This window comes from Frankia sp. Cppng1_Ct_nod (assembly GCF_920656135.1).
Lineage (GTDB): Bacteria > Actinomycetota > Actinomycetes > Frankiales > Frankiaceae > Protofrankia > Protofrankia meridionalis.
Genome location: NZ_CAKKTK010000007.1, coordinates 28065 through 44357 on the forward strand (window position 1 = coordinate 28065; position 16293 = coordinate 44357).

The following is a 16293-nucleotide window of genomic DNA, read 5'->3' on the forward strand; positions in this document are numbered from 1 at the left end:
GGATCCGAAGTCATGGCTGGGTCCGGCGCCATGATCGGAGGCACCGGCAGGACGTAACGGCGGGATTCCGGTTGCTGCCACGCACACCACCCACGGGGTCAGGGCCGGGGCCGGGATCGGGGGCAAAAGCGGACAATAGTGACGGACAGTGTGACTCTAGCGCGGAAAGTCACTGTAATGCCACCCAGGGGCAGGATTCGTACACCTTCCGGCTGTGCGGTAGCTACGCGACGGCCACCGGGCGGCGAGAGACGGCCACCGGGCGGCGAGAGACGGCCACCGGGCGGCGAGAGACGGCCACCGGGTGGCGGCGCGGCGGATGCGCGATGGAGGTACGACGATGTGGTCCGGTTCGTCGTGTGGGAGCAAACCGGCCCTTGCGCCCGGCGGGACACGAGCAGAACCTCCGGTCTGATCGTGCGCGTCACCTGCTGAAATAACTCTGAGGAGCCATCCCAACTCTTATGGTGATAGGGCTGGTGGCGACGGGTTCGCCCGCCGATGATCATTTCTGTGACCTGGGGCAGGACGTGGGGGCAAGTGGAGCAGGCCGGTGCCAACGACGAACCGATCGGGCGGTCATGGCGGTTCACCCGTCCGTGGTTCACCCGTCCGCGGGACGCCGGTCCGCCCGGTCCGCCCGGTCCGCCCGGTCCGCCCGGTCCGCCCGGTCCGCCCGGTCCGCCCGGTCCGCGGGACAGAGCGGCCATACACCGCCCGCCCGGCCCCGAGATGGTCGCGGTCCTGGGTGTGCTGTGCGCGGTCGTCGCGGTCATCATCTACATCAAGGTGCTGACCGTCGCGGAGCTGATGGAGACTCCGTTCTGGGCCGGTTACAGCGTGGTCGTCACGTTCTACATCCTGTCCCGGTTCCTGCTCGCGCTCTTCTACCGGCCGCGGCCGGTGGGCCTGGCCGACGCTGACCTGCCGTCCGTAACAATCATCGTGCCGGCCATGAACGAGCAGGACGTCATCCGTGACACGCTGGCCTACTGCCTGGGTGTCGACTACCCGGCCGACCGACTCCAGGTCATCGCGGTGGACGATTGTTCGACCGACCGGACGCTGGAGGTCATGCGGGCCGTCGCGGAGCGTAACCCCGGGCTCGAAGTCGTCGCCTTTCCCCGTAACCTGGGTAAGCGGCACGCCATGGCGGAGGGGGTGCGGCGGGCCCGCGGCGACATCCTGGTCTTCGTCGACTCCGACTCGCTGGTGCGTGCCGACGGGCTGCGCGTGCTGGTCCGCTATTTCACAGACCCTCGTGTCGGCGCGGTCGCGGGCCATACCGACGTGCTGAACGCGGGCACGAACATGCTGACCCGGATGCAGGCGGTGCGGTATTTCATCGCCTTCCGGGTGTACAAGTCCGCGGAGGCCATCTTCAACAGTGTCACCTGCTGCTCGGGCTGTTTCTCGGGATATCGGCGGTCCGCGGTCGACTCGGTTCTCATGCCATGGCTGGACCAGCGCTTCCTGGGCGCTCCCTCCACCTACGGCGACGACCGGAGCCTCACGAACTTCCTGCTTCCGGACTGGAAGGTGCTTTATGCGCCGGACGCCCAGGCCTGGACGGTCGTGCCGGACAGTTTCTCGAAATTCCTCCGTCAGCAGCTACGGTGGAAGAAGTCGTGGATCCGGGAGAGCATACGGGCCGGACGCTTCATGTGGCGTAAACACCCGCTGATGTCACTGTCGTTCTACCTCGGAATTGTGCTGCCGCTGTTCGCGCCGCAGGTTGTCTGGCACGCACTGGTCGTCCAGCCCTTCATCGCCGATGTGCTGCCGGTCTGGTATCTCGGTGGGGTACTGGCAATGGCCTTCGTGTACGGCCTCTACTACCGGGCACACCGCCGGGAAAGCCTGTGGAAACAGGGGGTGGTGTTCGCACTTCTCTACACGTCCGTGCTGGTATGGCAGATGCCGTATGCGCTCGCGACCTTGCGTGACAGCCGGTGGGGTACCCGCGTCGCGGGTGCGACCCCGGCGCTGCAACGGCGGCAACGGCGCAAACGCGGGCGTGGGAGCCGGCACCAGCGGCATCCGGGGTACCTGCCGGACGCCGAACTCGCGTGGCCGCGCGAGAGTTCTGAGAACCTCACCGCGGACCGGGTGTGAACGTACAGCGACCATTTGGTCGCGTTCTACTTACGGCCGGGTTTGTCATCCTTGCGTTGATCTACGTTGCGGTACCCGGTGCCCTGCAGGTGGCGCTGGCGGTCCGCGGCGGGCGCGCACCGGAGGTCTCCGTTCAGGAGCCGGCCACCGGCCCCTGGCCGGTCGTCCCGGCGGTGCTCGCGGATCTACGCTGGCTACCGGAGCCGGGCCACCGTGATCCTCCGCTGATCCTCGCTTACCACGATGTCAGCCCCACTTCGACCAGCCCGTACGCGGTCACCGCGACCGCGTTCGCAGAGCAGATGTCGCTGCTCGCGGCGGCCGGTTACACGGCGATCAGCGAGGGGGACGTCCTGGCCTGGCTGGCCGGGGCTCCGCTCCCGCCTCGTCCGGTACTGATCACTTTTGACGACGGCATCAGCGGGATCTGGCGGTACGCCGACCCGGTCCTCGCCGCCACCGGGATGCGCGCGACCGCCTTCGTCATCACCGGGATGGTCGGTGACCGATCCGGCTACTACGTGAGCTGGGCCGAACTGCGCCGGCTGCGGGATTCGGGTCGCTGGGACTTCGGCGGCCACACCCACGACGGTCACCATGAGATCCCGATCAGCGCGGACGGGACGACCGGACCCTTCCTGACCAACCGGGAGTGGCTCGCGGATACAGGCCGCCTTGAGACCCTGGCGGAGTACGAGACTCGCGTCCGCGATGACCTCGCCGTCCAGGTCGACGACTTCGCCGGCCACGGGCTCGGCCGTCCCGCACTGTTCGCCTATCCGTTCTCGGCGGTGGACCGCCCCACGAACGACCCGGCGGTGCCGGCCCGCCTGCGAGCCGCGGTGGAGGCGACCTTTGCCGCATCCATGACCAATGAGTCCGGAGCCGCGTTGACCACCCCGGAGGCGGCTGCCGCGAGGGAACTGCGCCGAGTGGAGATCCTCGGTACCACCGGCCTGGACGAGTTCGCCGCGTCGGTGGCCCGGGGCAGCCCGCTGCCCGTCTCGGCGGGGTTGCCCGCGGGCCGCTGGCTGGACGACGACGGGCACCCGGTCGCAGGGGGAGCAGGTCCGCTGACGCTGCGGACCGCTCCCGCTGCTCCGGGTGCTCCCGCTGCTCCCGCTGCTCCGGGTGCCGCGGGTGGGTGGGCGCGGGTGCGGTTCGCACCCGACCGGACCAGCTGGTGGACGGACTACCGGGTCTCGATGTCCCTGCACGGGCTCGGAAACGCCGGGCAGGCCGCCGAGACCGTCGTGTCGCTGCTCGACGGGGGCAGCCTCCCGGTGCGGATCGGGCTGTCCGCCGGCTGGCTGTCGGTCCGTTCCGGCGGGAGCGGGAACGTGGGCGGGAGAGATAGCGGAACGGCCGGCGGAAACGCGGAAGACAACAGGGGCGAGACCGTTCGGACCCTCGCCGAACATTCGCTGCCGGCCGCCGGAAGCCACCGTCTGGATGCCGAGGTCACCCACGGTGGCCGGCTGCGGGTGTCGGTCGACGGGACCAGGGTCGTCGAGACCAGCCTGCCGGTCGACCCGCGCCATCCGGTGGCCGGTGGGATCGCACTGGTCGCCCGTGCGCGGTCAAATGGCGGCGGGACGGTCATCGCGGACGCTCTGGAGGTCGCCCCGCTGACCCTTTGACCCATCCTCGTGGGACCTGAGGTTCAGCACCCGAAGATCAGGACGGGAGATGCTGGTAGGCACCCGCGTCCGGGCTGGTCGCCGGTATGGATACCCCGCGGATGTCGCGGGTCAGTCCGAGGGGCTCACCGATCCCGACACCGTGGTTGACCGAGAGGACCTGCCCGTCGGCGCCGAACGTCGGCGGGACGGAGACGACACTGTGGGCGTCCTGTCCGCCGGCCGCGGTCCACTCCGGTAGCGACACCGACCGGCCGTTCCACACGGCCGGTAGTTTCGCGCCGGGTACCGCGAGCCAGTTGTGATCGGAGTCGATCGTGACACCCGTTCCCGTGGGGATCACGATCGCCCGGCCGATCGGGTGTGCCACGCTCATGATGTTGTTCCGCAGCCGGACGGCGGCGTGGGCGTCCACGAGGACACCGGCCGGCTGACCGCCGCCGGAGGCCCGTGTGTTGATGATCGAATTGTTGGACAGCAGGACGTGCCCGCCCGAGGCCACCGAAACCCCGGCGGCGAAGCTGCCCATGATGACGTTGTAGTACACGGACAGACCCGCGCCGGCCTGGCGGGAGGCGTACAGGCCGGCGTTACCCATCTGGCCGAGGGTGTTGTACCGGATGGTGCCCGACCCCTCGGCCTTCACCGCCGTCGCCGCGTTTCCGGTGATCATATTTGACTCGATCAGAAATCCCGTGGCGGTGACGCTCGTGTAGATACCGTGTTCGTACATCGGGTGGTCGCCATTGTCGGTGATCGTGCAGTTTCGTACGATCGAACCGGCCGAGTCGAGCTGGATGCCGTCGCCGTTGTACGGCTCGCCGTCCCGGCCGTTGCCGCTGATGAAGTCCTGATCGTAGATTCCACCGGTTCCGCCGCCCAGTTCCTGGACGCCCGTTTTCATGTTGCCAGTGACGGAGGAGTTCTTCAGCTGCGTCCCGCGGGTATCCTTGGTCTGCATTCCCCGGCCCTGGTTCCCGATGATCGAGACGTTGGTGAGGGTGATGTTGTCGGTGTTCTGCAGCCACACACCCTGGGCATTCGCACCGGTGATGGTGATACCGGAGAAGACCAGGTTGGCCACTGAGATCGCCTTGAGCGCGACACGGCCGCCGGCCGCGTCCAGGATGACGCCGACACCGCTTGCGGCATAGGTGATGGGCGCGTCCGGCGTTCCCGATGTCGCCGGCGAGAACGTGCCGGTGTAGCGGCCCGGTGCAATAAACACGGTGTCTCCCGGAACGGCCAGCTGACCGGCTCGGGTCGGGGTGCACAACGGGCTCGCCGGGCTGCGCGCGGTGGTGCGGTCCTGGTGGTCCGAACAGCTGCTGGCGGAGCCGTTCACGTAGAGGACCGGCGATTCCGCGATGGCCGGTTGGATTCCGCCGAGCAGGTGGAGCCCGGCAACCGTGCTCGTGACCACGACACCGACCACCGGAAGTTTCAAGAGCGATTTTCCTGGGTTCATCTCATGAGGTTCAGGGTGCCGGCGTTGTTCGGCATCCCCGTCAGGCGAAACACGCTCGGAAGTTCCCAAGGTTCACCCCTGGGCAAGCCGGTCGAATTTGCCCGGCCCTGTCTGGTTGGCCCTGTCTGGTCGACGGATGGCAGTGTCCGCAACCTTGACCGCTCGGGGTGTGTCGTCCGTGTGCTCGGGATCTATCCTGACCACACCGGGTGCCGTAACTGAAAGTAGTCTGTCGGATCCTGTAGGTTAAGTTCCTGTGAGTGTGGGTACACGTAGCGAGAGTAGTCCGGTCCGGTATCGGATGGTCGGACGCCCACGGACGGTGCTGCACGTCGTCGACGTGATGAACCGGGGCGGAACGGAGCTGCGCACCGTCGAGCTGATGCGCCGGCTCGACCCGGGCGAGTTCCGTCTGGTGTTCTGCTCGCTGGCTGCCGAACGGGGCGCGCTCGATGACGAGATCCGCTCCCTCGGGGGCGAGGTGTACTACTGCCGGCCCGGCCCGACCTTCCCGTTGGCGTTCTTCCTGTTGCTCCGCCGGCTGCGTCCGCAGGTCGTCCACTCGAGTGTGTCGACCCTGTCTGGACTTGTGCTCGTCATCGCCAGGCTGGCGGGTGTGCCGCGTCGCGTCGTGCACCTGCGCGGTAGTGGTGATCGCGGTGTCGACAGCGTGCGTGGGCGCGCGGAGCTCGCGGCGGGACGGAGACTGCTGGACCTCGGCGCGACCGATCTGGTGGCGGTGTGCGAGGTGGCCATGCGCGAGCTGTGGCGCCTTGAGTGGCGGGTCGACCCGCGCTGTCGGGTGATCTACAACGGGCTGGAGGTCGAACCGTTCGGCGTTGCCATCGCCGCCCGGCGGCGGGCGTTGGAGACCGCGCCCGAGGGCGCGGATACGCCCATCATCATGGTCCACATCGGGTATCCGGGGGTGAACAAGAACCGGGCCCGCGGGATCGACGTGCTTGCTGCTCTGCGCACCCGTGGGGTGGACGCCCGCCTGCAGATCATCGGACGTCAGGATGCCGAGGAGAACACGCGACTACTCGCGCTGGCCGTCCGGCGTGGGGTCCGCGATCACGTCGAGATGCTCGGGGAACGAGACGACGTCCCCCGACTGTTGGCCGCGGCGTCGCTGCTGCTGCTCACCTCCCACCACGAGAGCCTGCCCAGCGCGGTTCTTGAGGCGTGTGCGGTAGCCACCCCCGTCCTGTCGTCGGACCTGCCGGGTGTGGGGGAGATCGCCCGACTGCTACCGGGGATCACCATGCTGCCGTTGTCCGCCAACGACGAGATCTGGGCCGACACCGTGCGGGCGCTGACCTTCGTCCCCCCGTCGCTCGACGACCGGCGGGGGGCGCTGCGGCACTTCGTCCGTTCGCCGTTCACGATCGAGACGTGGCAGCGGCAGCTGACAGCGGTGTGGTCGGCGTAGGTGGAATGCGGCATTATTCCCAGCCACCCTGCGAGAAGAACTCTCCTTTTGCCCAACGGCTGACAACGTCCTGGTCGGACGGGATGAGCCGGTCCGGCAAGGTGCCGAGGAAATGCCATTCGAGGCTGTGCAGCCCGCTGCGGGGGCCGGGAACGGGGGTACCCTGTGCCCGTGTGACGTGGAAGAACAGGCCCAGGCGTTCTTCCCCGTTTACCCGGTGATGGGCCACGTGCTCCAGCCACACATCCCTGGCGACGGCTACCAACGAAATCTGTTCCGCGGTGATGCGGACCGCCGCGTCGACGGCGGACTGGCCCGCGAGGTTCCCGGACGGCAGACGCCATTGTGCCGGCCCCGACCCCGACCTGTCGCCACGAGCGAGGAGAATCCGGTCATCGGAGCAGAGCAGAAGATGAACCTCCACCGGCAGCGTTAACCGGTCGGTTCGGTGGTGTGCCATCACGGCCTGTATCCCATTCTCCCGGACACCACCGAGTCTCGGATTCCTGCGGTGGCGTTGGCAGCGGTCGTTGGCGCATCGAGTTGGCTGGCGCATTGAGAAGGTGCGGCGGCACAAGTCGTTACGACCGGGGGCTGTCGCCGTAACTCGTGCCGCCGCACCTGCGTGACGGTACCGGCGGCCCCACCCCGGTGGGGTGAGTGGGGACGGAGGCGGGGCCGCCGGTACCAGTTCGACCTCGGTGGCCAGGGCACGGTAAGCCGGCCACCGAGGAGCTTCAAATCCCCCTCGACAGTGAAAAGAAAACCTGGTGTCCAGCGTCCTCTCCGCCTGTTTTCGTATCCGCGGTCGGTCGCTGAACTGTTTGGGAGCTTAGGGCGTGCCGCGCGTATATGTCTATTCCCAGTTGGTCGATATCCGCATGTCAGGAATTTCGGCTTCAGGGTGACTGTCGAACCAGGGTGTTACCCGCGCGTCGCGGGCGGGGACGCGCAGGTTCGGCCTCCCCGAGGCAGGACGTGCCCAACTCACGCTCCGGGCCGATACGCGGCGGGTATTCCGCGCGGACCGGGATACCGGCGGTAGCCGTCCCGGCCTCGGCGTAACACCTGTCCCGCCATCCCGCCCGTTTCCTGGTTCGCGCGGTCGGCGAAGTCCGTTCGGGGCGGTACCCGCGGGTCTGGACTCCCGTGGGACGGGGATAGGGGATTCCCTCCGGGCGGGATGCGGACCTGGGCCCGTCGGTGTCGGCGTGACCGGTGCCCGTGTGACCGGTGCCGGTGTGACCGGTGCCCGTGTGACCCGGTGTGGTGGGCGTGACCCGGCAAGGCCGCTATGGCGGGTGTCACAATTTCCCTACCGGTTCCTCGGCGGTGGGTTGCTACATGGGTCATATCGGTGTATGGAGTCCAACGATGGTGGCGGCCGGGCTGTCACGCAGATCGATCTACCGGCTCCCGACGCGGGCCGACCCGGGGGGATCCGGTCGGTCGGGCACGACGGACACGGCCCGGGACGCCGGGCCGTGTCCCCGCGGTTTCTGCCGCACGTCACGCCATCCGTGCGCCATCCGCACGTCATCCCCATGTCGCAGACAGACCGGTTGTTCATGGCCGGCGGGGGGTAGGTCGATCAAGAGAAATTGATTGCCGAATATCGGGAAACGGTTACGGAGCGTGTGTATCGATCTCCCGGGGCGGGGATCGCGACGGGTGCCCACCGGGTGACGACCAAACCGGTTCGCATTCGGCCAGAACCGGAAAAAGAGCCAGGCGAGCAGCTCCTGGACACGCCGGGCGCCGATCTGTGAGGAGCCCAACAGCGATCAGGCCGGATACCCGCCGGTGATGTCCAAAGTCGTTAGGCTCACTGCCACAACGGAAAACACACAACGGTAGAGGGGTTCTCTGACGTGGTTACGCGAGTGGGTGTCAACGGTTTTGGCCGTATCGGCCGCAACTTCTGGCGGGCGCTTCAGGCGAGCAAGCGTAACGACGTGGAGATCGTTGCGGTGAACGACCTTACCGACAACAAGACCCTTGCTCATCTCCTCAAGTACGACACGACGCTGGGTACGCTCGCCGATCCGGTGAGTGTCGTCGATGGTGGGATCAAGGTCGGCGACACCCTCATCAAGGTGGTGTCGGAGCGTGACCCGGCGGCACTGCCCTGGGGTGACCTCGGGGTCGATGTGGTTGTCGAATCCACCGGTCGCTTCACCACGGCCGACGACGCCCGCAAGCACGTCCAGGCGGGCGCGAAGAAAGTGATCATCTCGGCCCCGGCCAAGGGTGAGGACCTCACCGTGGTCATCGGCGTGAACGACGACGTCTACGACCCGGCAAAGCACACGATCCTGTCGAACGCGTCCTGCACGACCAACTGCGTCGCGCCGCTGGCCAAGGTTCTCGAGGACGCCTTCGGTATCGAGCGTGGCCTGATGACGACCGTGCACGCCTACACCAACGACCAGGTCATCCTCGACTTCCCGCACTCGGACCTGCGTCGCGCCCGCGCCGCCGCGCAGAACATCATCCCGACGACGACCGGTGCGGCCAAGGCGACGTCCCTGGTGCTGCCGCAGCTCAAGGGCAAGTTGGACGGGCTGGCGATGCGCGTTCCCGTCGTCGACGGATCGGTCACGGACCTGGTCGCGACCCTCAAGCGGGAGGTCACCATCGAGGAGGTCAACGCCGCGTACCGGGCGGCGGCCGAGGGCGCTCTCAAGGGAATCCTGGTCTACACCGAGGACCCGATCGTCTCCTCCGACATCGTGGGCACGTCGCCGTCCTGCACCTTCGACTCGCTGCTCACCATGGCCAGCGGCAACCAGGTGAAGGTCATCGGCTGGTACGACAACGAGTGGGGCTACTCCAACCGCCTCGTGGACCTCACCGCCCTCGTCGGCGGACGCCTTTAATCCCGACGTCTCAGGAACCAACGGAGCAACGGCGTGAGAACCATTGATGATCTACAGGTCGGCGGGCGCCGGGTTCTCGTCCGCAGTGACCTGAACGTGCCACTAGACCGCTCCGGCGACACGCCCCGGATCACCGACGACGGGCGGGTGCGCGCGAGCGTGCCCACCATCCGCGCGCTGCTGGACCGCGGCGCCCGGGTGGTCGTCTGCTCGCACCTGGGCCGGCCCAAGGGCGCGTCGGACCCGGCACTCTCGCTCGCCCCGGTTGCCGTACGACTCGCGCAGCTGCTCGGACGACCGGTCGCGTTCGCCGGTGATGGCAGCGGTGACATCGCCGGCGCATACGCCCAGAAGATCGTCGCCGGGCTCGGTGACGGCGAGGTCGCGCTCCTGGACAACCTGCGGTTCAACTCGGGGGAGACGAGCAAGGACGCAGCGGTGCGGGCCGCGTTCGCCGACAAGCTCTCCGCGCTGGCCGAGTTCTACGTCGGGGACGCCTTCGGCGCCGTCCACCGGGCTCACGCCAGCGTTGCCGACGTGCCCAAGCGGCTCCCGCACGCGGCCGGGCAGCTGGTGCTCGCCGAGCTGGAGGTCCTGCGGACCCTGGCGGGCTCCGCGGCCCACCCGTATGCCGTCGTCCTCGGCGGGTCCAAGGTGAGCGACAAGCTCGGGGTGATCCGGGCGTTGCTGCCGAAGGTCGATGCCCTGCTGGTGGGTGGTGGCATGTGCTTCACCTTCCTTGCCGCGCAGGGGCACGGTGTCGGCGACTCGCTGCTGGAAGCGGAGATGATCGACACCTGCAAGGACCTGCTGGGCGAGGGTGGGGGTCGGATCGTGCTGCCCACCGACGTGGTGGTGGCAGGCGAGGTGTCCGCCGACGCGGTCACCGCGGTGGTGGCGGCCGATGCCATCCCCGACGGGAAGAAGGGCCTCGACATCGGGCCGGAGTCGGTGGCACTGTTCACCGACCGGTTGCGCGGGGCCCGGACGGTTTTCTGGAACGGCCCGATGGGTGTGTTCGAACTCCCGCCGTTCGCGGCCGGTACCCGGGGGGTGGCCGAGACCATCGCCGGTCTCGACGGCCTCACCGTCGTCGGCGGCGGCGACTCGGCGGCGGCCGTGCGCACTCTCGGTATTCCGGAAGCGGCGTTCAGTCATATTTCTACCGGTGGCGGCGCCAGTCTGGAGTACCTGGAGGGCAAGTCCCTCCCCGGCCTTACGGCGTTGGAGGTCTGATGTCCACGGACAGAAAGCCCGGCGACCGCAGGAAGCCCCGCGGCAGCGGTCGGCGCACCCTGGTCGCGGGCAACTGGAAGATGAACCTCAACCATCTCGAGGCGATCGCGCTGGTCCAGAAGGTTGCCTTCGACCTGAAGCCGGCCGAGCTCGACAACGCCGACGTCGTCGTCCTGCCCCCGTTCACCGACCTGCGCAGCGTCCAGACCCTCATCGACGGTGACAAGCTCGCGCTCGGCTACGGCGCCCAGGACCTCTCCCCGCACGGTTCCGGCGCGCACACCGGCGACATCAGCGGTTCGATGCTCGCCCGGCTGGGATGCGGCTACGTGGTGGTGGGCCATTCCGAACGACGCGCCGACCATCATGAGGACGACGCCCTGGTGGCGGCCAAGGCGCGGGCCGCCTACGCCCACGGGATCACCCCGATCCTGTGCGTGGGCGAACCGGAGCCGGTGCGGGTCGCGGGCAACCACGTCGCCCACGTCCTCGACCAGCTCGACGGTTCCCTCCAGGGAATCACCGTGGAACAGGCCCGTACGCTGGTCGTCGCCTATGAACCGGTATGGGCGATCGGTACCGGGCGTACCGCGTCCGCCCAGGACGCGCAGGACATGTGCTTGGCGATCCGGGGTCGGCTCGCCAAGCACTTCGGCGAGGATGTCGCCGCGGTCATCCGCATCCTCTACGGCGGTTCGGTGAAGGCGTCCAGCGCGCCGGAACTGTTCACCCAGCCCGATGTGGACGGCGGGCTCGTCGGCGGTGCGAGCCTGGACGCGGCGGAGTTCGCCGCGATCGTCCGCAGCGCTCCGCCAAGCTGACGGGCAGGGGGTCTGACGGGCCGCGCCGTTGCCGGCGCGGCCCGCAATCACGGAGGTCCGATCCCGGTGTGCTTGGGTGACTCCGGTGGCGGGGCGCGGCTCTGCCGGGAAGGGGCTCACCGAAGGCGATGCGACGCAATCGCGCGATCACCCGGGTCACAGCGTCCACTCGGGTCACGACATCCACCCGGGTCACGGTGTTCACCCGGGTCACAACGGCCGTGGCCGTCCTCGGCGGGGTCCTCGCCGCTTGCACGGGCGGAGGCGGTACGAAGGCCGCCTCTGATCCGCCGGGTCCACCCGCCGCGATCAGCAACCGGGTCATCAGGCCGGTGGACAAGAACGGCGGGACGCTGCGGGTGCTGGCGACCGCCGACTGCGACTCCTGGGATCCTCAGCGCACGTCGTCCGCCCAGTGCTGGAACGAGCAACGGTGGATCTCCCGGCAGCTGGTGACCTACGCCCCGGCCCCCGGCGCCGCCAAGCTCGCGGGTGATCTCGCCACCGACGTCCCCACCTCCAAGGACCTGCGGACCTGGACGTACACGATCCGCCCGGGCCTGGCCTTCGAGGACGGCACGCCGATCACGTCAAGAGACGTCAAGTACGGGATCGAGCGGGCGTTCGCCACGGACGTGGTCCCGGGTGGTCCCGGCGAGGTTGTCGATCTTCTGCAGGACCCGGAGAACCCCTACCGGGGCCCCTACAGCGACTCGACTCCCGACCGGCTCGGACTCTCCTCGGTGCAGACGCCGGACGACCACACCATCACGTTCCGGTTGAACCGGCCGTTCGCCGACTGGAACCTTGTGATGGCGTCACCCGTGTCGACCCCGGTACCACGGCTGCGCGACACCGGCGCCCGCTACGAGTCCCGACCGGTGGCATCCGGGCCCTACCGGATTGAGAGCCATCACCCCGGCGAGTCCATCACCTTGGTGCGCAACCCGCAGTGGAACGCCCAGACCGACCCGAACCGGCCGGCCCGTCCGGACCGCGTCGAGGAACGGATGGGACTGGCCCCGTCCGACATCGACAACCGCATCCTGACCGACCAGGCCGACATCTTTCTTGACCAGACCGGGGTGCAGGCCCATGCCGAGTCCCAGATCGTCGCCAACCCGAGCCTGCACGCGGACCGTACCGCCGACGCCCCGACCGGCATGCTGCGCTTCCTCGCGGTGCTGACCAGGGTCGCGCCGTTCGACAACATCCACTGCCGCAACGCCGTTGCCTGGGCAGTCGACAAACGGGCCCAGCAGACCGCGCGGGGCGGGGCGACCGTAGGCGGTGACATCGCATCGACGATGCTCCTTCCGCCGGTGCGTTCCTTCTCCTGGTTCGACCTGTTCCCGAGCCCGGGCGGCACCGGAGACATCGCCAGGGCAAAGGACGAGCTGGCCGCGTGCGGCCGGCGGGAGGGCTTTGCGGTGACGCTGGCCACCGGGCCCGCATCGAAGGACGTCGCCCAGGCGGAGGCGGTCCGAACCTCCCTGGCCCGGGTCGGCATCAGCGTCACCGTCGAGAAGTTCGACGAGCAGCAGTGGATCTCGGTGATCGAGACTCCCGAGCGGATCCACAACGCGAAGATCGGCCTGGTGCTGGCCGCCCGCAGTAGCGACCGGCCGACGCCGTACGCCTTCCTCGCCCCGGTCGTCGGTGGGCGTGCGATCGGTCGCGAGAACAACCTCAACGTCGCCGAGCTGGATCAGCCCGCGGTCAACCAGGGGCTGGAGCGAGGCATCCGTACCGGCGACGGAGACGATGCGGCAGGCATCTGGACGACGCTGGACCGTACGGTCGTGGCGTCCGCCGCGTACGTACCGCTACTCTACGACCGGGCGCTCAACGTCTACAGTGACCGGCTGACCAACGTCCGCTATTCACCCGCCTTCATGATGACGGACTTCGCCGCACTCGGCGTCGTCCCGTAGGACGGGTCCGGACGGTGCCGTGCCCTGGTGGCAAACGCTGTGCTGTGGGGCAAACGCTGTGCTGTGGGGCAAACGCTGTGCTGTAGCTTGACATGATTACTGTGAACTGCATGACGATCGCTGTGAACCGGCCGACCGAAGGAGGCGCGATCATGATTTTCTCCGCGCCTGGAGGGGCCGGCAAGGATCGCCGGACAACGACGACGGCACGAAAGCAGGTCCCCAGATGACTGTCGGGCTGTCCATTGCCCTGATCATCACGAGCGTACTGCTGGTGCTGCTCGTGCTGCTGCACCGGGCCAAGGGAGGCGGGCTGTCCACGCTGTTCGGCGGTGGAGTTTCGTCCTCGCTCGGCGGTTCCTCGGTGGTCGAGAAGAACCTCGACCGGCTGACGATCGCCATCGGGCTGATCTGGATCACCTCCATCATCGGCCTGGGTCTTCTCCTCAAGGAGTGAGCGGCTCCGGACGAACCCGGACACCGGCGTCGGCGCTCGCCGTCTGCCTGGCTGTCCTCGCCGCCGTTGTCGCCGCCTGTGGCGGTGGGAGACCCGGACCTACCCCGGCGACATCGGTCACTCCCACCGTCACCTCCGAACCCACCGACAAGCCCGGTGGCACGCTGCGCCTGGTCGGTACGGCGATGCCCAGCGGAGATCCCGGCTGGGCGGCCGACCCCGGTTCCCGGATGCTGCTGCGGCTGGTCTCCCGGCAGCTGTACTCCTACCGGGCGAGCCTTGACCCGGCCGCGGCCGTCGTCCCCGTGCCGGACCTGGCCAGTGGGCCACCGGTGATCAGTGAGGGTGGGAAGGTCTACACGGTCACCCTGAACCCGGGGGCGCGCTGGGACACCCCGGTCGGCCGGCGGGTCACGGCGACCGACGTGGCGCGGGGCATCAAACGGCTGTGCACCCCGCCGAATCCTTCACCCCTGCGCGGCTACTTCGCCGCGACGGTGATGGGCTTCGCAGCCTTCTGCGACGTACTGGCGAAGGCTCCGGTCGGCGGCGTGCATGACGTCATCGAATATCAGAACATCACCGGTGTTCAGGTCGTCGGTGACGACACGATCGAGTTCCATCTGCTGGAGCCGGCCGCGGACTTCACCGACGTGCTGGCCCTGCCGGCCGCCTCGCCAGTGCCGATGGAAGCCCTCGCGTACCCGCCGGACTCACCGGAGTACCTCGCACACCTCATCTCCGACGGCCCGTACCATTTCGTGCCCGCGGAGGATGCCAGGACCTACCGGCTGTCGCGCAACCCGGGGTGGATCGCACCGTCGGACGGGGTTCGCCCGGCGCTCGCCGACCACATCACCGTGCGCCTCGGGCTGGACGCCGCTGCGGCGCAGGCCGAGATCGACGCCGGACGCGCTGACATGGCCCTGGGTAGCGCCGTCCCCCTCGCCGACGTCGCGCCGCTGGCCGCCCGTGTTGACGGCAGGCTGTCCACGGACGGGCCAGGCTCCACCGTGCTGCTCACCGTGGGCCTTCACGGTCCTGCGTCCGCGGCTCTGGGGGTCACCGCCGTCCGGCAGGCGCTGACGTACTGCGTGGACCGCGCCGGCGTTGCCGCGGCCCTCGGCGGGTCCACCGTGGCCACGACCACCGCGCAGGTGCTGCAGGCCCCGATGACCGGGTACCAGCCGCGCGACCCGTTTCCCACGCTGGGCTCGACGGGAGATCCGCAACGTTGCCGGGACGGAATCCAGAACGTCCCCGGCGGCCCTCTGCGGGCTCTGACCCTGCTGACCACGGACTCGGCCGCGGACGCCGGCGTGGCGGGCGTCCTACGGGACGCCTTCGCGCGGGCGGACGTGACGCTGCAGGTCACCGCGGTGCCCGCCGCGGACTTCCCCCGGCTCGCCCTCAACGTCAACGCGGGCAACGCCAACCCCGGTAGCCCTGCTCCGGGCAACGCCAACTCGGACGGCGGGGCCTTCGACCTCATCCTCACCACGGTGACGCCGGTCTGGTTCGGTAACGCCGGCCGCAGCGTGCTGCAGCCGCTGTTGGACCCGGCATGGTCGGGCCCGCGGCCGGCGGACGGCGGATACCGCAACGATCGGATCACCCGGGAGCTGCACGACGCGCTCGCCGAGGGCGATCCGGTTGCGTCGGCGACCCGCTGGGGTGACCTGGAACGCGACCTGCTCACCGAGGCCGCGGTCATCCCGCTGGTCGTCACCGTCGTCCCGCGGCTGCACAGTGCCAACGTCCGCGGCTTTGCGCGGCTGCCGTCGCTCGACAACGGCGATCCCACCAGTGTCTCCCTGGGCATCGCGTGAGATGTTCGTGAGCGTGACCTGAACGCGTCGTAAGGATGACCCGGGGTGGTCGGTGCAACCAGGTCGGGCCATCTCGTCTTACACTCGGTCAGGCCGAACCGGCTGGCGCTGGGGGGCCGGGTCCGGAGTCAACCAGCGAGACGAGACAAAGGAGTAAGCGGACCGTGGCAGGTGGTAACGCCATCCGGGGTAGCCGAGTAGGCGCGGGACCGATGGGGGAGGCCGAACGGGGCGAGACAGCTCCGCGGCAGCGGATTTCCTTCTGGTGCGCCAACGATCACGAGACCAAGCCGTCGTTCGCCGCGGACGCCGCGATTCCGGAGACCTGGGACTGCCCGAGCTGTGGCTTCCCGGCAGGGCGCGACCGCGACAATGCACCGGCGCCACCCAAGACCGAACCGTACAAGACCCATCTCGCCTACGTGCGGGAGCGGCGTAACGAGAAGGACGGGGAGGCGATCCTCGCCGAGGCTCTCGCCAAA

General features: G+C 68.6%; 12 protein-coding genes. 10 read left to right on the plus strand and 2 right to left on the minus strand.

Annotated features, from left to right (window positions below; all coding sequences use genetic code 11):
- Positions 1-540: 540 nt before the first annotated feature.
- Together NBW77_RS03785 and NBW77_RS03790 are read left to right on the plus strand one after the other, a co-directional pair.
- The gene (locus NBW77_RS03785; protein ID WP_250279282.1) at positions 541-2115 is read left to right on the plus strand and encodes a glycosyltransferase family 2 protein; all 1575 of its coding nucleotides are present in this window, start codon (positions 541-543) and stop codon (positions 2113-2115) included.
- Positions 2116-2171: 56 nt separating this feature from the next.
- Positions 2172-3755: a polysaccharide deacetylase family protein gene (locus NBW77_RS03790; protein WP_131746350.1), complete on the plus strand. Its 1584-nt coding sequence runs from the start codon at positions 2172-2174 to the stop codon at positions 3753-3755.
- A gap of 37 nt (positions 3756-3792) precedes the next feature.
- On the opposite strand, the gene NBW77_RS03795 is transcribed toward NBW77_RS03790, so the two are convergent.
- Positions 3793-5202, minus strand: coding sequence for a right-handed parallel beta-helix repeat-containing protein (locus NBW77_RS03795; protein ID WP_250279283.1), 1410 nt, complete (start codon positions 5200-5202; stop codon positions 3793-3795).
- Positions 5203-5479: 277 nt separating this feature from the next.
- On the opposite strand from NBW77_RS03795, the gene NBW77_RS03800 reads away from it, so the two are divergent.
- Positions 5480-6655, plus strand: coding sequence for a glycosyltransferase (locus NBW77_RS03800; RefSeq protein WP_250279284.1), 1176 nt, complete (start codon positions 5480-5482; stop codon positions 6653-6655).
- Positions 6656-6668: 13 nt separating this feature from the next.
- Here the strand turns inward: NBW77_RS03800 and NBW77_RS03805 are convergent, their stop codons facing one another.
- Positions 6669-7115: an NUDIX domain-containing protein gene (locus NBW77_RS03805; RefSeq protein ID WP_250279285.1), complete on the minus strand. Its 447-nt coding sequence runs from the start codon at positions 7113-7115 to the stop codon at positions 6669-6671.
- Positions 7116-8526: 1411 nt separating this feature from the next.
- Between NBW77_RS03805 and gap the strand changes: the two genes are divergently transcribed.
- The 7 genes from gap to NBW77_RS03840 all read left to right on the plus strand — a co-directional run.
- On the plus strand, positions 8527-9534 hold the full coding sequence (gap, locus tag NBW77_RS03810; protein WP_131746354.1) for a type I glyceraldehyde-3-phosphate dehydrogenase: 1008 nt from the start codon (positions 8527-8529) through the stop codon (positions 9532-9534).
- Between the two features lie 33 nt (positions 9535-9567).
- Positions 9568-10770 (plus strand): phosphoglycerate kinase, encoded by a 1203-nt coding sequence (locus tag NBW77_RS03815; protein ID WP_131746355.1) that lies wholly within the window; start codon positions 9568-9570, stop codon positions 10768-10770.
- Entirely contained in the window at positions 10770-11591 is an 822-nt protein-coding gene (tpiA, locus tag NBW77_RS03820; RefSeq protein WP_131746356.1) for a triose-phosphate isomerase, read from the plus strand. Before NBW77_RS03815 ends, tpiA begins: the two co-directional genes overlap by 1 nt.
- Before the next feature lie 128 nt (positions 11592-11719).
- Positions 11720-13525: an ABC transporter substrate-binding protein gene (locus NBW77_RS03825; protein ID WP_242605754.1), complete on the plus strand. Its 1806-nt coding sequence runs from the start codon at positions 11720-11722 to the stop codon at positions 13523-13525.
- 226 nt (positions 13526-13751) lie between these two features.
- Complete coding sequence (gene secG, locus NBW77_RS03830; protein ID WP_131746357.1) at positions 13752-13982, plus strand: preprotein translocase subunit SecG; 231 nt, start codon at positions 13752-13754, stop codon at positions 13980-13982.
- Positions 13979-15811 carry an ABC transporter substrate-binding protein gene (locus NBW77_RS03835; protein WP_250279286.1) on the plus strand — a complete coding sequence of 611 codons (1833 nt, stop codon included), beginning with the start codon at positions 13979-13981 and terminating at the stop codon, positions 15809-15811. The genes secG and NBW77_RS03835 overlap by 4 nt, the downstream gene beginning before the upstream one ends.
- Before the next feature lie 164 nt (positions 15812-15975).
- Positions 15976-16293, plus strand: a 318-nt coding sequence (locus NBW77_RS03840) for an RNA polymerase-binding protein RbpA (protein ID WP_250279287.1), incomplete at its 3' end; no start/stop codon positions are given.

What these genes read in the sequence shown, in the direction of transcription:
- NBW77_RS03805 (WP_250279285.1), bottom strand. Translation starts at nt 7,115, where the DNA reads ATGGCACACCACCGAACCGACCGGTTAACGCTGCCGGTGGAGGTTCAT.
- tpiA (WP_131746356.1), top strand. Translation starts at nt 10,770, where the DNA reads ATGTCCACGGACAGAAAGCCCGGCGACCGCAGGAAGCCCCGCGGCAGC.
- NBW77_RS03825 (WP_242605754.1), top strand. Translation starts at nt 11,720, where the DNA reads ATGCGACGCAATCGCGCGATCACCCGGGTCACAGCGTCCACTCGGGTC.
- secG (WP_131746357.1), top strand. Translation starts at nt 13,752, where the DNA reads ATGACTGTCGGGCTGTCCATTGCCCTGATCATCACGAGCGTACTGCTG.